The organism is Sphingomonas sp. 28-62-11 (assembly GCF_002278865.1).
GTDB lineage: Bacteria > Pseudomonadota > Alphaproteobacteria > Sphingomonadales > Sphingomonadaceae > Sphingomonas.
The window spans coordinates 12,931-34,129 of record NZ_NCGB01000025.1; the positions used below are offsets into that span (position 1 = coordinate 12,931).

19 protein-coding genes and 1 tRNA gene are annotated in these 21,199 nt (G+C 61.2%); 15 read left to right on the forward strand and 5 right to left on the reverse strand.

The genetic code is table 11. The features are described from left to right. Window positions 1-43: 43 nt before the first annotated feature. From B7Y49_RS10070 to B7Y49_RS10085, 4 genes are read left to right on the forward strand one after another with little or no spacing between them, the layout of a single operon-like run. Entirely contained in the window at window positions 44-553 is a 510-nt protein-coding gene (locus tag B7Y49_RS10070; protein ID WP_374127481.1) for a GNAT family N-acetyltransferase, read from the forward strand. 44 nt (window positions 554-597) lie between these two features. Beyond that, window positions 598-1,164, forward strand: coding sequence for a DUF1285 domain-containing protein (locus tag B7Y49_RS10075; protein WP_374127458.1), 567 nt, complete (start codon window positions 598-600; stop codon window positions 1,162-1,164). Continuing rightward, window positions 1,161-1,763, forward strand: a complete 603-nt coding sequence (locus B7Y49_RS10080) for a CoA pyrophosphatase (RefSeq protein WP_374127459.1) — start codon at window positions 1,161-1,163, stop codon at window positions 1,761-1,763. The genes B7Y49_RS10075 and B7Y49_RS10080 overlap by 4 nt, the downstream gene beginning before the upstream one ends. Beyond that, window positions 1,751-2,962 carry a CCA tRNA nucleotidyltransferase gene (locus B7Y49_RS10085; RefSeq protein ID WP_374127460.1) on the forward strand — a complete coding sequence of 404 codons (1,212 nt, stop codon included), beginning with the start codon at window positions 1,751-1,753 and terminating at the stop codon, window positions 2,960-2,962. Before B7Y49_RS10080 ends, B7Y49_RS10085 begins: the two co-directional genes overlap by 13 nt. Here the strand turns inward: B7Y49_RS10085 and B7Y49_RS10090 are convergent. The 3 genes from B7Y49_RS10090 to B7Y49_RS10100 form a co-directional block, all read right to left on the reverse strand. Beyond that, window positions 2,935-4,662 (reverse strand): bifunctional diguanylate cyclase/phosphodiesterase, encoded by a 1,728-nt coding sequence (locus B7Y49_RS10090; protein ID WP_374127461.1) that lies wholly within the window; start codon window positions 4,660-4,662, stop codon window positions 2,935-2,937. The two genes, B7Y49_RS10085 and B7Y49_RS10090, sit on opposite strands and share 28 nt — an antisense overlap. A gap of 94 nt (window positions 4,663-4,756) precedes the next feature. Then, window positions 4,757-7,030 carry a DNA topoisomerase IV subunit A gene (gene parC / locus B7Y49_RS10095; protein WP_374127462.1) on the reverse strand — a complete coding sequence of 758 codons (2,274 nt, stop codon included), beginning with the start codon at window positions 7,028-7,030 and terminating at the stop codon, window positions 4,757-4,759. Window positions 7,031-7,099: 69 nt separating this feature from the next. After that, window positions 7,100-8,050: a LysR substrate-binding domain-containing protein gene (locus tag B7Y49_RS10100; RefSeq protein ID WP_374127463.1), complete on the reverse strand. Its 951-nt coding sequence runs from the start codon at window positions 8,048-8,050 to the stop codon at window positions 7,100-7,102. Between the two features lie 110 nt (window positions 8,051-8,160). On the opposite strand from B7Y49_RS10100, the gene B7Y49_RS10105 reads away from it, so the two are divergent. The 7 genes from B7Y49_RS10105 (at window position 8,161) to purQ (ending at window position 13,596) form a co-directional block, all read left to right on the forward strand. Next, window positions 8,161-8,481, forward strand: a complete 321-nt coding sequence (locus tag B7Y49_RS10105; protein ID WP_374127464.1) for a UrcA family protein — start codon at window positions 8,161-8,163, stop codon at window positions 8,479-8,481. 133 nt (window positions 8,482-8,614) lie between these two features. Beyond that, window positions 8,615-9,514: an alpha/beta hydrolase gene (locus tag B7Y49_RS10110; protein ID WP_374127465.1), complete on the forward strand. Its 900-nt coding sequence runs from the start codon at window positions 8,615-8,617 to the stop codon at window positions 9,512-9,514. Next, window positions 9,514-10,728 (forward strand): kynureninase, encoded by a 1,215-nt coding sequence (kynU, locus tag B7Y49_RS10115; RefSeq protein WP_374127482.1) that lies wholly within the window; start codon window positions 9,514-9,516, stop codon window positions 10,726-10,728. Before B7Y49_RS10110 ends, kynU begins: the two co-directional genes overlap by 1 nt. A 61-nt stretch (window positions 10,729-10,789) precedes the next feature. Next, window positions 10,790-11,719, forward strand: a complete 930-nt coding sequence (locus B7Y49_RS10120) for a hypothetical protein (RefSeq protein ID WP_374127466.1) — start codon at window positions 10,790-10,792, stop codon at window positions 11,717-11,719. 131 nt (window positions 11,720-11,850) lie between these two features. Further along, window positions 11,851-12,630: a phosphoribosylaminoimidazolesuccinocarboxamide synthase gene (gene purC / locus B7Y49_RS10125; RefSeq protein WP_374127467.1), complete on the forward strand. Its 780-nt coding sequence runs from the start codon at window positions 11,851-11,853 to the stop codon at window positions 12,628-12,630. A 67-nt stretch (window positions 12,631-12,697) separates the two neighbouring features. Beyond that, on the forward strand, window positions 12,698-12,928 hold the full coding sequence (gene purS, locus B7Y49_RS10130) for a phosphoribosylformylglycinamidine synthase subunit PurS (RefSeq protein WP_374127468.1): 231 nt from the start codon (window positions 12,698-12,700) through the stop codon (window positions 12,926-12,928). Beyond that, on the forward strand, window positions 12,928-13,596 hold the full coding sequence (gene purQ / locus B7Y49_RS10135) for a phosphoribosylformylglycinamidine synthase subunit PurQ (RefSeq protein ID WP_374127469.1): 669 nt from the start codon (window positions 12,928-12,930) through the stop codon (window positions 13,594-13,596). Before purS ends, purQ begins: the two co-directional genes overlap by 1 nt. On the opposite strand, the gene B7Y49_RS10140 is transcribed toward purQ, so the two are convergent. Continuing rightward, window positions 13,561-13,908, reverse strand: a complete 348-nt coding sequence (locus tag B7Y49_RS10140) for a hypothetical protein (protein ID WP_374127470.1) — start codon at window positions 13,906-13,908, stop codon at window positions 13,561-13,563. The two genes, purQ and B7Y49_RS10140, sit on opposite strands and share 36 nt — an antisense overlap. A gap of 2 nt (window positions 13,909-13,910) precedes the next feature. Next, on the reverse strand, window positions 13,911-14,642 hold the full coding sequence (locus B7Y49_RS10145) for a VUT family protein (protein WP_374127471.1): 732 nt from the start codon (window positions 14,640-14,642) through the stop codon (window positions 13,911-13,913). A 79-nt stretch (window positions 14,643-14,721) separates the two neighbouring features. On the opposite strand from B7Y49_RS10145, the gene B7Y49_RS10150 reads away from it, so the two are divergent. The 4 genes from B7Y49_RS10150 (at window position 14,722) to B7Y49_RS10165 (ending at window position 21,197) form a co-directional block, all read left to right on the forward strand. After that, window positions 14,722-14,798, forward strand: a tRNA-Arg gene (locus B7Y49_RS10150). Between the two features lie 26 nt (window positions 14,799-14,824). Continuing rightward, window positions 14,825-15,901: a CaiB/BaiF CoA-transferase family protein gene (locus tag B7Y49_RS10155; RefSeq protein ID WP_374127472.1), complete on the forward strand. Its 1,077-nt coding sequence runs from the start codon at window positions 14,825-14,827 to the stop codon at window positions 15,899-15,901. 152 nt (window positions 15,902-16,053) lie between these two features. Further along, window positions 16,054-18,867: a TonB-dependent receptor gene (locus tag B7Y49_RS10160; RefSeq protein ID WP_374127473.1), complete on the forward strand. Its 2,814-nt coding sequence runs from the start codon at window positions 16,054-16,056 to the stop codon at window positions 18,865-18,867. A gap of 143 nt (window positions 18,868-19,010) precedes the next feature. Then, window positions 19,011-21,197 (forward strand): penicillin acylase family protein, encoded by a 2,187-nt coding sequence (locus B7Y49_RS10165; protein ID WP_374127474.1) that lies wholly within the window; start codon window positions 19,011-19,013, stop codon window positions 21,195-21,197. Window positions 21,198-21,199 lie beyond the last annotated feature (2 nt).

Here is a 21,199-nt window from a genome sequence, read left to right on the forward strand (position 1 = left end):
GGCGTCCATTGTTCGGCACATGTGCAAAGGCAAATGCGTGGCAATCACTTTGGTACCGCTGACGACGATCGCGATCGATCGGGTCGAATCGATGCTCGATTCGGCGTTCGGTTCTGATCGTCGCTCGCGGACCGCCTATAAAATCCGCGCGGGAACGGATTTCGATCCCGCGCTCAGCTTTGCGGCACTGGATGACGAGAAGCTGGTGGGATTGATCCAATGCTGGCCTGTTCGGTTGACGCTTGATCGCGGCGACACCGCGCCGTTGCTCATGGTTGGCCCGGTCGCCGTTCTGCCAAACCGGCAGCGCGACGGAATCGGTCGCATGCTGATGAACGATATGCTGGCGGCAGCGTCGACTCAGGGGCGTGATCGCGCGCTGATGTTGATCGGCGATCCGGAATATTATGGCCGGTTTTTTGGCTTCACGGCAGGTCGCACTGGCTTGTGGCGGGTACCCGGCCCGGTTGAAAAACATCGTTTACTCGCCCGCGGCCCGGATGTCGTTGCCGACGCGGGCGTGCTCGGCCCCCGGATCGCGGCGATCGCCTGACCGGATCGCTTTACGCCGCTGGCGTGCTGCCGTACCGAACAGCCATGCCGATGGACCCGCTGCCCGATCTTGCCACGCTGGCGCTTGCTGATATCGCACGGCTCGCCGAAGAAAAAAAAATCCCTCCCGTCGAACTCTGGAATCCCAGCCATTGTGGCCACAGCGATATGCGGATCGCGCGCGATGGCACCTGGTTTCATCAGGGCTCGCCGATTGGGCGTGAGGCGATGGTTCGGCTGTTCTCAACGATTTTGCGTCGTGAGCCGGATGGCAGCTATGTACTGGTCACCCCGGCAGAAAAACTCGATATCGCGGTTGAGGACGCGCCGTTCGTCGCCGTAGAAATGAAGGCCGAGGGAACGGGGAACGCGGCCAGACTCGGCTTCCGCCTCAATACCGGGGATCTGATCACCGCGGACGCCGAGCACCCGCTGCGCTTTACCGATGGCGAGAATGGCCCCCGCCCCTATCTTCAGGTGCGCGGCGGGCTGGAGGCACTGGTCGCCCGGCCGGTCTATTATGATCTCGTCGCCCTAGCGCTCGAAAATCCGGACAATCCGCCAGGGGTATGGAGCAACGGCGCATTTTTTCCGATCGAGGCGACGGCATGACACTGGTTGATCGCCTGCGCCGCGCGCTTGATGCTGAAATGCATCCCGATGTGTCTTTGCTTGGCGGCGATCATATCGATCTGACGCGCGTCGACGGTGATACGCTTCTCGCCGCCGCCGTATTGGTGCCCATCACCGACCGCGCCGAGCCGGGCGTTATCCTGACCCAACGAACGCACACCATGCGTCGGCATGCCGGGCAGGTCGCCTTTCCCGGCGGACGAATCGATCCGGAAGATGACGGCCCCGTCGACGCCGCGTTGCGCGAAGCCGAAGAGGAGATCGCCCTGCCCCGCCACCACGTCACGGTCATCGGTGCGGCCGATCGCTATCGGACAGGCACCGGATATGACATTACGCCGGTCCTCGCCGTCGTCCCACCCGATCTAGTGCTGGTGCCGAGCGAAGCAGAGGTGGCGCATGTGTTTGAGGTGCCGCTGGCGTTCATCCTTAACCCTGCCAATCAGCTGCTAAAAAGCGCCGAATGGCAGGGACGGCAACGCGAGTATTTTGAGATTAACTGGGAAGACAACCGCATCTGGGGGGCTACCGCGGCAATGATCGTCAACCTTTCTCGGCGACTCCAATGGCCGCTGTGAAGCTGCCCGATGCGCCCTGGCAGCACGCCGAAGGTCTGGCTGAATTATGCAATGCGCTGGGCGTTACCGAGGGCGAATCACGGTTCGTCGGCGGTGCGGTGCGCGATACATTGCTTGGACTGCCCGTAAGTGACATCGACATTGCCACCCGTTATTCGCCTGAGAATGTGCTCGAAAGGTTGGGCGAGGCAGGCATAAAGCCTATTCCGACCGGGATTGCCCATGGCACAATCACTGCCATCCTGCCTGGCGGACCGGTCGAGGTGACGACACTGCGCCGCGACCTGACAACCGATGGCCGTCACGCGACGATCGCCTTCACCGATGACTGGCGCGAAGATGCAGCGCGGCGCGACTTCACGATCAACGCACTCTATGCTGATCCTGCAACCGGCGCTGTTTTCGATTATTTCGGCGGGATTGATGATCTCTCAAGCAACATCGTCCGCTTTATCGGCGATCCGTTGCGCCGGATTGCCGAAGACCATCTGCGTATCCTGCGCTTCTTTCGCTTCCTGGCGCGCTTTGGTGATGAGGCCGATGCAGCGGGGCTTGCCGCCTGCGCCAGCCGCGCGAATGACCTGATGGCATTGTCACGCGAGCGTATAGCCGACGAATTGCTCAAACTGCTTGTCGCAAAGAATGCGCCAACCATCGTGGCGCTGATGCTTGCCAACGACATTCTGCGTCCGGTCCTTCCCGAAGCGAGGAATGTGCAACGATTGGCTCAGGTCGCCGCGCTGGAAGCGAATGCCGGAATTTCGCCCGACCCGTTTCGTCGCTTGGCCGCACTGCTGCCCGATGATGCTGCGACGGGCGAGGCGATCGGGGCCCGGCTAAAATTGTCGACGGCTCAGCGCAGGCGATTAGCGACCGCACTCGACGCAACGCAAGTCCAGCCGCCCCGGGCGCTCGCCTATCGGCTTGGCTTGGCCGGCGCGATCGACCGCCTCTTCCTTCATACCCCGCCAAACAAGGCGGCAACGCAATTTCGTGAGATCGCCGATTGGGCCGTGCCATCGCTGCCGATTTCCGGCGGTGCCCTCGTTGATCGGGGGATTGGCAGAGGGCCGGATGTAGCGCGGACGCTGCGGGCGATTGAGGACCAATGGGTCGACGAGGATTTTCCGGGTGACGCTCGACTGGCAGAAATCACCGCGGCAGCGGTCGATCAGGCGTTGCGTTCCATCAGGAATTGATAGGCTGCCTCTGCTTCGAGCGGACGCGAATAGTGAAATCCCTGGCCATAGGTGCAGCCCAGCGCCGCCAGCGTCTGTGCCAGCGCATTCGATTCGATGCCCTCCGCCGTCGTCTTCATGCCCAGCGCCTGGGCCAGCGACAGGATGGCGCGTACAATCGAGATCTTGTCGCGATCGGCGAGCATCCCGGTTACGAAGCTTCGGTCCATCTTCAACACGTCGATCGGCAGCTTTTGCAGATGGGCCAGGTTGGAATATCCGGTGCCGAAATCATCCATCGCCAGTGTGGTGCCGAGCGCCTTTAGCGCATGCATGATCTGAGCGACGCGGTCAGGATCAGCGATCAGCGCGCTTTCGGTCAGTTCGAGCGTGAATCGCTCTCCGCCGAGCCCCGATGCTGCCAGTGCCCCCTCGACCATCCGCGGCACATTGTCGCGCTGCAGCTGGATCGCAGACAGATTCACCGCAAACCGGGTGCCGCAATTGCCGCCGGCACGTCCATCCCACGAAGCCAGCGTTTCGGCCGCCTGCGTCATCGCCCAGCGCCCGAGCGGGACGATCAATCCCGATTCTTCCGCCACCGGGATGAAATCGGTCGGCGATATTTCGACACCTTCGTCATCAAGCCAGCGCGCCAGTGCTTCGAAAGAAACGACCCGCCCAGTCGAAAGATCGCAGATCGGCTGATAGGTCAGCCGCAGTTGGTTACTGTCGATCGCACGGCGCAACGCGGTTTCCATGCCGAACTGTTCGCGTACGATATCAAATGCTTGCGTCTGATAAGCCTCAACGCATCCACTCGCCTTTGAGCGTTTGACGGCAAACTGGGCGTGACGGATCAAATCCTCAGCATCGTCGACCAGATCGGAGCCAAAGGCGATGCCGATCGAACAGGAAACGCGGATTTCGAATGCGGACAGCCGAAATGGCGTGGACAGCGCACCCTGAATGCGTTTGGCGACATGATCGGCGTCGCTGCGCCCTTCATCTAGGCTCATCAGAATGCCGAACTCATCGCCACCGGTACGCGCGAGCACGTCGCGACCCCGTAGTGCGCCCTTCAGGCGGCGCGCCACCGTCATCAATAGTTCGTCACCCGCCATCGATCCCATACAGGCATTGACGCGACTGAATCGGTCGAGGTTGACGATCATCACTGCAAAGCGCGCCTGCGCATCCGCTTGCTCGCCAATCACCCCCTCGAGTAGCTCACTAAATCCTGCGCGATTGGGTAGCCCGGTCAGGCTGTCCGTCATCATTTCGCGTCGCAGATTCATTTCTGTCCGCAGGATCGACGTCTGATCGATCAGCGTGAGCAAGCAACGATATGTACCAGGCCCCGATGCACGCGCCAGATGAACACGGTAGTGGCGGCAATCCACAGATTCGCCAAATTGCCATTCAAATGAATCACGATTCTGTTCGGATTCGAGGAATGCGCAGATTCGAGATCCTAGCAAGCTTCCTATCGGAGACCGATCAGCTTCTCGATTGAAATTGAGCGAATCGAAAGCGCTGTTTTTGGAAACAACGCTGATCTGCCCCTTGACGACCGCGATGACCGCGCCGGGAATTGGCAACAACTCAATTGCCTTGTCGGGGGCCAATGGCGCCACAACATTGACCACGGTTCCACTGCCCGTCACGGCAGCTGCCGGACGATCGGGAGTCACTTTGGATCGATGATGACCAAAAACCATGCCTGACAGCGCTTAACGTTGATTGGTTAAGACCCACTGAAGCGATGGAAAACGGTGTTGGAACCGATCAAGCGACCCTTTGCCGCGTCATCGGTTAGAACTGGTTGTCACGGGGAAAGCCGTTGGGTGGCATCCGCCCTGCAGCGCCACGCGCTGCACGCCATGCCGCCATATCGGGCTCGTTACGGGTCCGTCCGCTCTCTCCGCCCATTGCCCAGCTAAGCCCCTGCGCCATGACGAAGCTGGTCACATCGGCAAGGCCGCCATCGCGGTAACGCTGAAGCTGCACCCCCTGGCCGCGCGCCATTTCCGGCAGTTCGGCGATCGGAAAAACCAGCAGCCGACGATTATCGCCGATCACGGCGACATAGTCAGCCGCCGGGTCGACCGGTTTCACACGGCTCAGTCGCGCACCCGTCCGCGGTGTTACCACCGTTTTTCCCTTGCGCGTTTCGGCGATCAGATCAGCCGTCCGTACGATGAAGCCCCGCCCGTCGCTCGCCGCCACAAGATGGCGTTCAGCACGGCTCGACGGAAACAGGTCAACAATTCCCGCCTCACCGTCCAGATCAATCATCAGGCGAAGCGGTTCACCAAAGCCGCGCCCGCCGGGCAATTTGTCAGCGGCCAGCGTATAAAAACGGCCAGTCTCAGCCGCGAGCAGAATTTTGTCGGTGGTCTGCGCGTGGAAGGCGAAAGCGGGGCCGTCGCCCTCCTTGAACTTCAGCGCCTCGGTGCCGGCTGTATCGATATGCCCCTTCATCGCCCTGATCCAGCCGCGCTGCGATAGGATGACGGTGATTGGCTCGCGATCGATCATCGCCTCGAGGGGAATCTCGCGCGCGGGTGCAGCTTCCGCAACCGTCGTCCGGCGTTTGCCGAGCGGCGTATCCTGGCCATAGCGGATCAGCAGCTTGCCCAGATCCTTCTTCATTCGCGTCCGCTGGCGTGCATCACTGCCCAGCAATGCCTCCAGGCCCGCGCGTTCCTCCTCCAGCTTGTCGCGCTCCTTGCGCAGCTCCATTTCTTCAAGGCGACGCAGACTGCGCAACCGCATGTTGAGGATCGCTTCGGCCTGGCGGTCGGTCAACTCAAACTCGGCGATCATCACCGGCTTAGGCTCGTCCTCGTTGCGGATAATCTCGATCACGCGGTCGAGGTTGAGGAAGGCGATGATGTAGCCATCGAGCAGCTCGATCCGGTCGGCGATCTTGTCGAGCCGGTGTTGCGACTTGCGCTGAAGTACGATGAACTGGTGATCGAGCCACGCCGACAGCGCCTCACGCAGGCTCATCACACGCGGCGTCCTGCGCGCGTCGAGCACGTTGAGGTTGAGCGGCACGCGCACTTCGAGATCACTCAGCCGGAACAGACTTTCCATCAGCAGATCGGCATCAACGGTGCGGCTGCGCGGTTCGAGCACGATGCGGATCTCGCTGTCCGATTCATCGCGCACATCGACGAAGATCGGCAGCTTCTTGTCGTTAACGATCGCGGCCAGCGCCTCGATCAGCTTGCCCTTCTGGATGCCGTAAGGGATCTCGGTGACGATCGCGTTCCAGGTGCCGCGCCCCTGATCCTCAATATGCCAGCGCGCCCGCACGCGGAACGAGCCGCGACCAGTGGCATAAGTCTCTGCGATGCTCGCCGCGCTATCGACCACCAACCCGCCGGTTGGGAAGTCCGGTCCGGACACCTTGGACATGATCGCCGCATCATCGGCCTTGGGATCATCGATCAGCAGCAGCGCCGCTTCGATCAGCTCGGCAGCGTTATGCGGCGGTATGCTCGTCGCCATGCCGACCGCGATTCCGCTGGCGCCGTTTGCCAGCAGATTGGGGAACAGTCCCGGAAACAGCTCGGGTTCTTCCTCTTCGCCATTATAGGTCGGCTTCAGGTCGGTCGCGTTTTCATCGAGCCCGTCCATCAGGTCGATCGCAACCTGGGTCAGCCGAGCCTCGGTGTAGCGGTAGGCGGCGGCGTTATCACCGTCGATGTTGCCGAAATTGCCCTGCCCGTCGACCAGCGGATAGCGCAGCGCGAAATCCTGCGCGAGCCGCACCATCGCGTCATAGACCGACTGGTCGCCGTGCGGATGGTACTTGCCGATGACATCGCCGACAACGCGCGCGCATTTCTTGTAGCCCTGCGCCGGATCGAGCTTCAGCAGCCGCATTGCCCAGAGCAGCCGCCGATGCACCGGCTTCAGGCCGTCGCGCACATCAGGCAGCGACCGCGCTGTAATGGTCGACATCGCGTAAACGAGATAACGTTCGCTCAACGCGCTATCGAACGGCGCATCCGTCTGGCCGGGAATGGGATCGGGCTGAGGCGCGGGGGCGTCGGGGTCAATCAGGTCGGTGGTCATCGTCCCGCCGTCACTAGCGCCGACAACCGCGCATGGCCACTAGCCAGTTTCGTTTCAGGCTAGCCGATATCAAGCCGAGCCATCCGTTGGAGTTGCTTCACCCGGCGGTTCCAAAATGCCGTCGCTGTCGTCACCTGCGGCCAATCGCACCTCGGCCATCAGCCAGTCTCGAAAAGCGCGGATCTTGGGCTGGTTGCGCTTGCTTTCCGGATGAACCAGCCAAAATCCCGCTTGCCAGTGGGCCGCTTTGACGTGCGGCAGCAGTCGCACCAGTTGGCCCGAATCGATCTGCGCCTGCCAATAGCCGGGCGTCAGCATCGCAACGCCCTGCCCGTTAATCGCCGCATTGCCGACCAGAACCTGTGAATCGAAATAAACGCCGGCGGGCTGGTCGCCGCAATCGGCGAGCCCAACCGCCCCAAGCCATGCCGTCCACCATTGTTCGTCAGCGATCCGCGGCAGCGCCAGCAAATCGCGGGCGTCCTCAATCGGCGCATGGCGCGCTATCACATTGGGGCTGGCGAAGGGCGCAAATGCCATCCGCATCACAAACTGATGCCGAACCCCCGGCCAGGGAGGCGTGCCTGAGCGGATGGCAACATCTGCCTCTCCCCGCATCAAATCGAGGATCTGATCTTCGACGCGCAGCCGCACCGCCAGCCCCGGCTGGCTCAATTGAAACGCCCCCAACCGCCCGGCGAGCCAGTTTGTGCCAAAACTCGTCGGCGCACTGATTGTCAGAACCGATGCGGCTTCGTCGCGGATCGATCCGAATGCGTCGCCCAGCAAATCAAAGGCGCCGGTCACCTGCGGTGAAATCCGTTTGGCGAGGTCGGTCAGCGCGAGCCCTCGACCATCACGAACGAACAGTTTTGCGCCCAGCCGCTCCTCAAGCAATTTGATTTGATAGCTCACAGCCGCCTGCGTCATCCCGAGTTCGGCGGCCGCGCGCGTGAAGTGCAGGTGCCGGGCCGCAGCCTCAAAAACCCGAACGGCGGCAAGTGGTGGCAGGTGGCGCATGCTATAACATAAGCTCACCTTGTTTATGTTGTCCATTGATTTGTTGGTGGTCGCCGCCGTTATGCGGCATCTCATCGCCAGTCGGAGCACCCGGCAAGATGGAGGTAGATATGATGAAATCGATGATCATCGTTGCGCTCTTGATGGTGGCAACGTCAGCCGCAGCCCAGCAGCCAGAGTCTCCTGCGAATAGCATTCGTGTGTCGGCAGCCGATCTGGACGTTACCAGTGCGCAAGGTACTCGGGCGCTGGATCGTCGCCTAAAAGCTGCCGTGCGGCGCGTCTGCGGCGAATTGGACGCACGCGATCCGTACCGCCAAAGCGCCTATCGGCAATGTCTGACGATCGCCAGACAATCGGCCAAGGCCGGGCGTGCCGCGCTGGTGGCGCACGCTTCAGATCAAGCGCCAAGTATCAACATCAGCCGGTGATCGCACAAAGATACCGCCTAGTCGGTCATGCTATTGAGGCATAAGTCCAGCTTGCTTGATAACAAGCCAGACTTATGCCTCAATTCCCTGCCAAGGACTCGCAACCAACCCCGAACAGGGGTAGGCTGCACCCATGAGATGGAAAATCCTTGCGCCACTGGTGGCGATGTTGCTGGGGCTATCGGCGATGATTCCCGATACGCCTTCGCTCCTCTCCTGGCCCGACCTTACTAGTCGCCCCCGCCCCCAAGCCGATGCCACAATCAGCTATGGCGCCGATGCTTATCAGAAGGTCGATCTCTGGCTGCCCAAAGGCGCCGGCAAACATCCGGTGGTGCTGATGGTGCACGGCGGTTGCTGGCAGACCGCGATCGCCGACCGCACATTGATGAACTGGATCGCCGCTGATCTGCGCGGGCGCGGGATTGCGGTGTGGAATATCGATTATCGCGGTGTCGACCGGCCAGGCGGCGGTTATCCAGGCACTTTTCAGGATGCGGCCGCCGCAGCCGATGCGCTGGCAACCAATGCCGCGAGGTACCGATTGGATACCAGTCGCGTGGTCGCCGTCGGGCATTCGGCGGGCGGGCATCTGGCGTTATGGCTCGCCGGTCGGGCAAAGCTGCCAGTAAACAGCTTATTGCGGACCAGAAACCCGTTGAAGATTGCCCATGTCGTTAGCCTTGGCGGGCTGCCCGATCTTGAGGCGACGGCGGCGAGCCCGGATAATGGCTGCGGTACAGAAATTGTTGCGAAGTTGACCGGGCCGAAATCGGCATCGCGCCCAGACGTCTTCGCCGACATCTCGGTCCCGCGCCTGCTGCCGATCGGGGTTCCGCAGGAACTGGTGAACGGGGACAATGACCGGATCATCCCGATGCGGCTGGGCACCGGCTATAGTCAGCAAGCAACCAAAGCGGGAGACCAAGCGACGCTTCACCGGATCGCCAACACCGGCCATGTCGAGCTGATCGCGCCCGAAACAGCGGCCTGGGGCAAAGCGAGATCACTGATTGAGGCGGCATTCAAATGATGACGCTTGAAGAAGCGCGCGCGATCGACGCCGCCGATCCGTTACGTCCGTTTCGCGATCGGTTTGCGCTGCCCGAGGGGGTGATTTACCTCGACGGCAATTCGCTTGGCCCCCTGCCTCGCGCCACCGGCCCGGCCATCACCGATATGGTCGATCGGCAATGGGGCGAGCGGCTGATCCGCAGCTGGAACGAGGGCTGGATCGACGCGCCACAGCGGATCGGCGACAAGATCGCCCGGCTGATCGGCGCTACGACTGGCGAAGTGATCGTCACCGATTCCACCTCGGTCAATCTGTTCAAGCTGATCGTGGCAGCGCTCCGGTTCGATCCGACCCGGACGGTGATCGTCAGCGAGACGGGTAACTTTCCTACCGACCTGCACATTGCCGAAGGGGCGGTCGCCTGCGTCCCCGGCGCAACGCTGAACGTTGTTCCCCGCGACCGGATCGGCCAAGCAATCAACGAACAGACGGCGCTCGTGCTGCTCACGCACGTTCACTACAAAACCGCTGCGCGCTTCGACATGGTCGAATGGACCGCGCGGGCGCATACTGCGGGGGCGCTGATCCTGTGGGATTTGAGCCATAGCGCGGGCGCAGTCCCGGTCGAGCTGAACCGTTGCAGTGCCGATTTCGCCGTCGGGTGTGGCTATAAGCATCTGAACGGTGGCCCCGGTGCGCCCGCTTATCTCTTCGTCGCCAGTCGGCTGCAGGAACGGTTGGCGAGCCCGCTGTCGGGCTGGATGGGGCATGCCGCGCCATTCGATTTTGCCGATGGATATGCGCCCGCCCCCGGCGTCAAACGCTGGCTGGCCGGCACCCCGCCGATGCTGGCAATGGCGGCGCTTGAAAGCGGGATTGACCTGATGCTGGCGGCCGATCCGTCGGCCATTGCCGTCAAAAGCGCGAGCCTGTTCAACCTGATGGCCTCGATCGGGGATGATCTCGGCCTTGAATGCGTCAGCCCTCGCGACCCGGCCCGACGCGGCAGCCATATCAGCTTCCGCCACCCCCAGGCTTATGCGCTGTGCCAGGCGCTGATCGCCCGTGGTGTCATCGGCGATTTTCGCGATCCTGACATTCTGCGCTTCGGCTTGACGCCACTCTATATCGGTCATGAAGATGTGGTGCTGGCGGGCCAAATTCTCGCCGCGATACTCACGGAGCAACATCACCTCGCGCCTGAATTCTCAAAGCGGTACGCCGTCACCTGATCTTCGATTGGTCGCAGCCGCCATACGCTATATGGTTAACGCTGGTACCAGGGAGATGGCGATGCGATTCGCGATAGGATTTGCAGGGCTTTTGCTGCTGCTGGCGGGCTGTTCGCCGATTGGTGTCGATCCAGCGGCGATGTCCGGCGGCCAATCGCCGACGGGCAATCGCGCCGATACCAGCAATGCCGCGCTCGGCGATGACTTTGATTACCGCTATGCGTTTCGCATGCCCGCCGCCCGCATCGCCGAAGTGCAGGACAGCCATGTCCGCGCCTGCGATCAGCTGGGCCGGGCGCGCTGCCGAGTGCTCACCAATCGCTATCACGTCAACGATGCTGACAATAGCGTGACGGCGGTGCTCGCCTTTCAGATTGATCCGGTGATCGCCCGCACCTTTGGCCGTAATTCGGGCGCGGCGGTAAAGAATGCCGGTGGCCTAGTGATGGATTCGCGGATGATTGGCAGCGATGGTGCCGCCCGTGGCGGGGGCATCGTCGCGCGGTTGCGTGAGGAGATCGCGAATATCGACATGCAGTTGCGCGGCAATGTGAGCGACGCACAGCGCGCGGCCGCTGAAGAACGGCAGATGCGCCTGCGCGCAGCGGTTGCCACCATCAGCGAGCTTGATCGCGGCGCGACGCAGGGGCTGGCAACCACCCCGGTGCTGTTCACTTACCAGTCGGGCACCGTGATTCCGTCGCTCGGCGGCTCTGCAACGGCAACTTTTGACAATGCCGGAGAGACCTTCATTCAATCCGCCGCTGCGATGACGCAGGTGCTTGCAGGCGTCGGGCCGTGGATCATCGTGCTGGTCGGCGTCGCGCTTATCCTCCGCCAGTTCATTCCGCGCGAGGAACCGGAGGTTGTCCGCGTCGCCCCAATTGCCGGAGCCGAACCCGCCGGCGAACCAAGCGAAAATCGCGGCACTCTGCAACGCTGGTTCGGTCGCGAGGCCGATGCGCCAAAGGAAACCGAGGAAGCGCGCTAAGCCAAGCCCGTGATTGCGCGCCCCCGGCGCTTCCGATATAGGCTTTATGCATTGCCCCGGCCCGCGCGACGTCACTACCCGCGCGGACGGGGCAGCTTATTTTGTGCACGTTCATCAAAGGTACCGCCGCCATGGCACGCCGCCGCCAAATCTATGAGGGCAAGGCCAAGATCCTTTACGAAGGGCCTGAACCCGGTACCCTGATCCAGTATTTCAAGGACGATGCCACCGCGTTCAACGCGCAAAAAAAGGGCACGATCAGCGGCAAGGGCGTGCTCAACAACCGGATTTCCGAGCATGTGTTCACGCTGCTCGCGACGATTGGCGTGCCGACGCACTTCATCCGCCGCCTCAACATGCGCGAACAGCTGATCCGACAGGTCGAAATCGTGCCGATCGAGGTTGTCGTGCGCAATGTTGCGGCAGGGTCTCTCAGCAAGCGGCTGGGGATCGAGGAAGGCACGCAGTTGCCGCGTACGATCATCGAATATTTCTACAAGGATGATGCACTCGGTGATCCGATGATCACGGACGAACACATCTCGTGTTTTGGCTGGGCTAGCCAGGAAGAGATGCACGACATTGCCGATCTGGCGATCCGGGTGAATGATTTCCTGTGCGGGCTGTTTGCCGGGATCGGCATCCGCCTCGTCGATTTCAAGCTCGAGTTCGGGCGGATTTGGGACAATGACTATGCCCGGATCATCCTGGCCGACGAGATCAGCCCTGATGGCTGCCGGTTGTGGGACATGGAGAGCGGCGAAAAGCTCGACAAGGATCGCTTCCGCCGCGATCTGGGTGGCGAGATCGAAGCCTATCAGGAGGTCGCACGCCGCCTCGGGCTGCTGCCCGAAGGTACCGACAGCGCGGTGCTCGATCTTGAAGAACATCGGCTGAAGCGCGGCAAGTGACGGTTGCAGCCGGGCACGCGGCTCGGCATAGCTTGCCCGCACCCCGCCCCTAACCGCGAGCACATCAATGAAACTGCGCATCTTCGTGACCCTGAAGCCCGGCGTGCTCGATCCACAGGGCAAGGCGATCCACAAAGCGCTGGACGGGCTGGGATTTGCCGGCATCAATGATGTGCGCGCGGGCAAGCTGATCGAGCTCGATGTGGCGGATGGCATCGATGACGCGCAGATCGATGAGATGTGTCGCAAGCTGCTCGCCAACACCGTTATCGAAAACTACCGTATCGAGCGCGTGTGATGAAAACCGCGGTTATCGTTTTTCCCGGCTCAAACTGCGATCGCGATCTGGCGGTCGCGCTTGAAGCCGTGACGGGCACCAAGCCGACGATGGTGTGGCACGGCGAAACGTCTCTGCCTGACGGCATCGGCATGATCGGCCTGCCCGGCGGCTTTTCCTATGGCGATTATCTGCGCTGCGGTGCCATTGCGGCGCGATCGTCGATCATTCCCGCGATCGTTGCAGCGGCGGAGCGCGGCGTACCGGTGATTGGCATCTGCAACGGCTTTCAGGTGCTGACTGAAATCGGTCTGCTGCCGGGCGCCTTAATGCGCAACGAAGGCCTGGATTTTGTCTGCCGCGATGTCGCGCTGAAGGTCGAGAACGCCCAAAGCGCCTTCACCAGTCGCTACACCGCAGGTGAGCCCGTGATCATGCCGGTCGCGCATCATGACGGTAACTTCACCGCCGATGCCGATACGCTTGACAGGATCGAGGGCGAAGGCCGCGTCGCGTTCCGTTATGCCGAACCCGTCAATGGATCCGCACGGCAGATTGCAGGCGTGCTCAATGCAGGCGGTAACGTACTCGGCCTGATGCCCCATCCCGAACGCCGCATCGAAGCCGCGCATGGCGGCAACGACGGGCGGCGGCTATTCGAGGGGTTGCTGGAGACGGTCGGAGCCTGATCGACCGAACACTGACGTCGTCCGCGCCACCAATAATATCACACTCGGCCAGAACATCGTGTTCCAGATGTCGTGCCAGTCGCCCGGTAGATCGATCGCGATGCCACCGGCCAGCCGATCGCGGATATCCCAAGCCTCGCCCGTCACGGCGGCGACGAGTACCACCGTCCAAGGTCGCCATCCTGCCAACGACCATTTGAACAAAACCGCCGAACCGAAAAACAGGATCAGCGCAACATAGACGTGCAGCGCATCTTTGCTGAGTCCGGTCGCCCCGATCAACCAGAGTTTGGCGACTTGGAGCGCGCTCAATGCTACAATGCTGCCTTGAACGGGGTGAAGTTCGTGCCCTTGTCGAACACGTCGACGCCCTCTCGCGCCTTCAGGAAGTTGACGACGAGATAGGTGAGTGGCGTCAGCAGCACTTCCCAACTGACCTTAAGCACCCACTGCGTGATCAGCACCTTGATCACCAAATCATTGGTCCAGCCCTCCGCGCCCCAGAAGGCAAGCGGATAGAAGATCAGGCTGTCGACACCCTGCCCGGCAAAGGTCGATCCGATCGTGCGCGTCCACAGCATCTTGCCGTCGGTCCAAAGCTTCATCCGCGCGAGGACAAAGGCATTGACGAACTCGCCTGCCCAGAACGCGCAGACTGATGCCAGCACGATGCGTGGCACCTGGCCGAAAATCACTTCATACGCTGCCTGGTTCTTCCAGTCGGGTGCGGGCGGCAGCGCGACCACGACGAACGACATGAACGCCATAAATAACACCGCGACCGTCCCCGCCCAAATGACGCGTCGAGCGCGCGCATAGCCGTACACCTCGGTCAACACATCGCCGATCACATAGGAAATAGGGAAGAACAAAATCCCCGCGCCGAACGGCCAGTATCCCACGCCCGGCAGCCAGATCTGCGCAACCTTGCCTGCGCCGATGACGTTCGACAGCAGGATGATCGCCACGAATGCCGCCATCACGAAATCGAAATAGCGCAGCTGTCCACCCGCCAGATCCCGCGCCGACACTGCCTTGATACTCATCGATAGCCCCCGTTGTTCCGCTTACGTTTATGATGCCCGTTTCACCCCCGCGCAATCCGCGCTAACGGACGTATCGCGCGCGCCCGTAGCTCAGTTGGATAGAGCACGAGACTTCTAATCTTGAGGCCGCAGGTTCGACTCCTGCCGGGCGCGCCAAGACAATAAAAACGAGGAGCAGGATCATGGCAGGCGCGCTTTCGGGCATTCGGATCATCGAATTCGCCGGCATCGGCCCGGGGCCGTTTTGCGGCATGATGCTGGGCGATCATGGCGCCGAAGTGATCCGCATCGACCGGCCAGGTGCCCGGCTCGATCCGCGCGACGCGCTATCGCGCAATCGCAAATCTGTGATCCTCGATATCAAGTCCGCCGAGGGGCTTGCAGCTGCCAAGGCGCTCTGCGCCACCGCGGATGGGCTCATCGAAGGGTTTCGACCCGGCGTGATGGAACGGCTCGGGCTTGGGCCCGACGTGCTCATCGCTGAGAACCCCAAGCTCGTTTACGGGCGGATGACCGGCTGGGGGCAGACCGGCCCCTATGCGCAGGCCGCCGGGCACGACATCAACTATATCGCGCTATCGGGCGTGCTGCACACCATTGGTGTTGCAGGCGGCAAGCCGGTACCGCCGGTCAATTATGTCGGAGATTTTGGCGGCGGGGCGATGTTTCTGGCGTTCGGGATGGTCGCGGGATTGCTGGCAGTGAAAAACGGCGCGCCGGGCCAAGTGATCGATGCCGCGATGACTGACGGATCGGCACTGCTGGCTGGCATGAGCTACGCCATGCTTGCGCAGGGCACCACCAGCGACGTGCCCGGCACCAATTTGCTCGACGGCGGCGCCCCCTTTTATGACACCTATGTCTGCGCCGACGGCAAGTTCGTTGCGATCGGTTCGATCGAGCCGCAATTCTATGCGTTGCTCCGCGAAAGAATTGGCCTTGCGGACGATCCCGCGTTCGATGCGCAATTCGATAAAACCGCCTGGCCCGCGCGCAAAGAACGATTGGCTGCGATCTTTGCGAGCAAAAGCCAGGCCGAATGGTGCGCGCTGATGGAAATGACCGATGTGTGCTTCGCCCCCGTGCTGACGATGGCGGAGGCGCCAGCGCATCCGCATAATCAGGCACGCGGGACATTCATCACGATTGGCGGGGCGATTCAGCCGGCCCCTGCGCCACGTTTTTCGGCAAGCCCGGCGCCGTCACCCCGTGCAGCCCCCGTTGCCGGCGCCGATGCGGCACTGTTGGCGCCATCCTGACACGGAGAGTGTCACTTTCGGGCCACAGATTTGTCGATGTTAAACTGAATTTTTTCGTAACGCTCCCGTAACCGATTGGCACTCGAAGGGACTTATTCTGCAGCTAGCGGACCTCATCCGTCGGTGATCGACGGGTTTGGGGGAATTATATCATGACCATTCGACATAGCCGCCGCGAGGCGGCAGCTGCCGTTCGAACGCTGTTGATGAGCAGCATCGCCATCGCCGCTTTCAGCGCGACTTCCGCTTATGCGCAATCCAGCACCGCACCGCTTCCTGATGAAACTGAAAGCGGCGACATTGTCGTCAAGGGCAGCCGCCCGATCGCCGAATCGCAGGAAGCTGCGTTGAAGACGCAGAAAGAATCCGATTCACTCGTCGCGGTGATCTCCGCCGACGGCGTTGGCCGCTTGCCCGATCAAAACATCGCCCAGGCCGTTGGCCGGTTGGCAGGTGTGGGTGTCGAACGCGATCAGGGCCAGGCGCGCTATGTCAGCTTGCGCGGCACGCCCAATTACTGGACGACATTGTCGTTCGACGGGATCAACGTTGTCAGCCCTGAAGGCCGCGATGCGCGCTTCGATTCGGTTCCTTCGGCGATTGCGTCGCAGATCATCGTTTCCAAGGCAGTAACTCCCGAAATGCCGGGCGAGACGGTTGCTGGCAACATCAACGTCATCACGCGTTCGGCATTCGACTATGCGGGCGGCCATATCGCTGCAAAGGGCGGCTTTGGCGTCGCTGAACTGGGCAGCCGCAAGCAGTATGAAGGATCGCTGGTCGCTGCCGAACGCTTCAACGTCGGCGGCGGCGAACTCGGCGTGTTGTTGTCGGGCAGCTATTTCGAACGCGGCCAGATCACCGACAATTTCGAAGTCGATTATGAACGCGTCGCGCAGGATCAGCGTCCCGGCAACCTGACCCGCTTCTGGGCGCAGGAAACCGAAAACAAGCTGTATCGTCTCACCCGCCGCAACTATTCGGTCTCCGGTCGCCTCGATTACAAGCCGGACTCGGACAACACGATTTCGGCTCGGTCGATCTACACGATCTTCACCGACGATGAAGCGCGCGACAATTACCGCTTCGATCTTGACGACCGCCAGAATGATCTTGTCGCCAACACCGCCGATTGCGCGCGCACGGTGAACCCGACCCCGACGACGAGCGGTTATGCCGATGTTTGCATCGGCAACACCCCGCAGGTTGGCACGGTGTACGGCGTTGACATCCGCCAGCGCGCAACGCTGCGCGCCTTCCGCCAGTCGATCTTCACCAACACGATCGCAGGCGATCATGACTTTGCCGATGGCTGGCACCTGATGTGGCTGGGCAACTACACCGAATCGAAGGACGATCGTTCGGTCGTCGGTGAAGCTGCATATGACAGCCCCTCCACCCGTACGCTGCGCCCCACGATCGGCTATGATTTTACCAATCGCAATCGTGGCACCTTGGCGCTGTTCACCACCAACCAGTTGTCTAGCCCAACCCGTTTCCAAGCCGGTCCCCGGGTAACCGCGATTGACAGCTTCGCTAAGGCGCCAGTCTCTTTCACGGTCCTCGACGCGGTCGACACCACCAAGGCTTACACCGGCAAGCTCGTCGTATCGCGCGAAACCGGCTTGTTCGGCAGCGAAGCGACGTTGAAGGCGGGTTTCCAGTTCGATCAGCGAACCAAGGTTGCTGACGAAAATCGGATCCTGCTCAACACCGCCGCACAGTTCAACACCGTCGGCTTGCCAACCGATTACAACCAGTTCTCACTGAACGATGCCTTCCTCGGCAAGATCCCGTTGGGCTACACCTTCCGGTATTTCGATACGGACCGGATGCGCGCTGTCGCCACCGCAGCCCGCACGAACTTTGCCTTCGTGCCCCAAACCGACAATAATTACGAGGTGCGCGAGCAGGTTTTTGCCGGTTTCGTGATGGGCACGCTGAAATATGACTGGGGTTCGATCCTGGGCGGCGTTCGCATCGAGCATCTGAAGAACCGCGGTATTGCAGCAGCGACGATCGGTGCCACAACCGGACTCATCACCGCTGAATCAAGCCAGACGCTGTTTTTCCCCAGCCTGCACTTCAACTACAATGTCGATGATACCAAGAAACTGCGGCTGTCGTTCAACACCGGTGCGGCGCGCGCCGATTATGATCAGCTTCGCCCCAATGTCGTGATCAATGATCCCAACCAGACGATTTCCGGTGGCAATCCCTCGGTTAAGCCTGAAAAGGCGTACGGGTTCGACGCCTATTTCGAATGGTATGTCCGCCCGCAGGGCTATTTCAGTGTCGGCGCTTACTACAAGAATGTCCGCGACGTGCTCTACACGCAATCCCGTACCTTCGGGTCTGACGCGCTCGACAGCAACGGAATCGATCGTTCGGCTTATATCTTCCGTGGCATCACGAATGGCGGCGAAGGCCGGGTGTTCGGGGTCGAAGCAACCGCACAGTTCCAGCTCGAACCGTGGACCAGCGATCTCGGCCTGCCCGAGTGGATGGGCGGCTTCGGTATTACGGCCAACGTAACGGCCAACGACAGCGAAGTGACCAAGCCAGCGGTTGGCACCATCCCTTCACGCCGGGTACGGCTGCCAGGCACGTCGGATCTGATCTACAATATCGGTGGTTATTACGAGAAATACGGCCTGTCGATCAGCCTGCAATATCAGAACCGCAGCACCTATCTCGACACCATTGCCGATGATCTCACCGATGCCGGTGACACCTATTGGGCCGGTGACGATGAACTGGACGTCTCGGCACGTTATGCGATCACCAAGAATGTCGAAGTTTATTTCGATGCGACGAACCTGCTCAACCAGCCGGGCCGTCGCTATTCGGAGCCAGGCAATCTGCTGACGGCAACGGGGATCCCAACCCCCCGCAGCGACGTGCAGACCATCGAATTTGAGCGCTTTGGTCGCCGCTTCGCTGGTGGTTTCCGCATCACCTTCTGATCGATGCCTTGCTAGAACTCGATTGTTGAATTGCTGTGCCCCGCTCGCCCCCCTTCAGGGGCGGGCGGGGCATTGCAATTTTGGGACTTTCGCGACGAAAGCCGCTGCTTGCCGCCGCCGGGACAGACCGATACGGTCAGGCAATGACCAAGTTTGCCGTCGCGCTGGGCGCGATCCTCAGCATCGCCCACGCTCAACCCGCTCAGGCCAGCCCCGCCAGTGATCGCTTTCGGCTGGAGGCGACCGCCAAGCGGGTTCGCATCATCCGCGACGACTGGGGCATTGCCCATGTCCATGGCAAAACCGACGCCGATGCGGTCTTCGCGATGATGTACGCGCAGGCCGAAGACGACTTTAATCGCATCGAGACCAATTATCTCGTCTCGCTCGGGCGCCTCGCAGAGGCGGAGGGCGAAGCGGCGATCTGGCAGGATCTACGCCAACGGCTATTCATCGATCCCGCCGACCTGCGCCGCCAATACACCGTCGCCCCGGCCTGGCTGCAGCGGCTGATGACCGGCTGGGCGGATGGACTGAATTATTATCTGCTCACCCACCCCGAGGTGAAACCGCGCGTTATCAAAAAATTCGAGCCCTGGATGGCGCTGAGCTTCTCTGAAGGCAGCATCGGCGGCGATATCGAGCGTGTCGCGCTTAAGCCGCTCGCCGCATTTTACGGCCAGAGCCAGCTGGCGATGGCCGACACTGCGAATCCTGGCCTATTCCGCGAACCTTCGGGTTCGAATGGCATCGCGATTGCCCCTGCCAACACCGTGAATGGCAAGGCGCTGCTGCTCATCAATCCGCATACCAGCTTCTTCTTCCGCAGCGAGCAGCAGGTGACGAGCGATGAAGGGCTGAACGCATACGGTGCAGCCACCTGGGGCCAGTTCTTCATTTATCAGGGCTTCAATGAGCGCGTCGGCTGGATGCACACGTCGAGCGGCGTCGATTCAGTCGATGAGTTTGCCGAAACGATCGTCGATCAAGGCGGCAAGCCATTTTATCGATACGGCCAGGAACTGCGCCCGGTCCGCGCCAACCGGATCACGCTCAGTTATCGACTGTCGGATGGCACGATGGCCCAGCGGCAATTCACCACCTATGCGACGCATCACGGCCCGATCGTGCGCGCAACGGACGGCAAATGGGTGTCGATCGGTTTGCTCAATTCCCCGGCAGCCGCACTTCAGCAGAGTTTCGAACGCACCAAATCGCGCGATCTAGCGGGCTATATGAAAGTGATGACGCTCAAAGCCAATTCATCGAACAACACAATTCTGGCAGATGCGACCGGCGCGATCGCCTATCTCCACCCGCAATTCGTGCCCAAGCGTGACGACGCGTTCGATTACCAAAAACCCGTCGATGGCAGCGATCCTGCCAGTGATTGGAAGGGGCTGCATGCACTTTCCGAATTACCACAGGTCATGTCCCCCACCACCGGCTGGATCACCAACACCAACAACGCCCCCTGGTCGGCCGCCGGGCCGGACAGTCCCGAAAGCAGCAAGTATCCAGCCTATATGGATACTGCGGGCGAGAATCCGCGGGGTCTCCACGCCATTCGCGTGCTGACGAACCGGCGCGATTTCACGATCGATGCGCTGCGTGATGCCGCCTATGACCCTTATTTGACGGCGTTTGCGCCGCTGGTCCCCTCGCTGGTCGCGGCCTGGGATGCGCTGCCGATTGGTGATCCCATAAAGGCGAAACTGGCCGAACAGATCGCCACGCTGCGCGCATGGGATTTCACCTGGAGCACGCAATCGGTGGCAACATCGCTGGCGGTGTTCTGGGGAGAGGCTTTGTGGAACGACACGGCCAATGATCCCGATCTGAAAACTAAAGGGCTGGCTCGATATGATCATCTGCTTGCCACCACCCCTGCCCGTAAGCTCGCCGCGCTGGCGGCAGCATCGGACCGGCTGACCGCTGATTTCGGCAGTTGGAAAACGCCGTGGGGAGAGATCAACCGGTTCCAGCGGAACAATGGGGCGATCGTCCAGCAGTTTGACGATAGCAAGCCGAGCACGCCCGTTGCCTTTACCTCGGCCCAATGGGGATCACTCGCCTCATTTGGGGCGCGGCGCTATCCGGGAACGAAGCGCTATTACGGCACCAGCGGCAACAGTTTCGTCGCGATCGTCGAGTTTGGTGATCGCGTGCGCGCGCGAGCCGTTACCGCCGGAGGCGAAAGCGGCAACACCGCCTCGATCCATTTCGCCGATCAGGCAAAACGCTACGCAACCGGCGATTTACGCGACGTGTATTTCTATATCGACGAGCTCGCGCCGCATATCGTGCGGTCATATCATCCCGGACAATGACG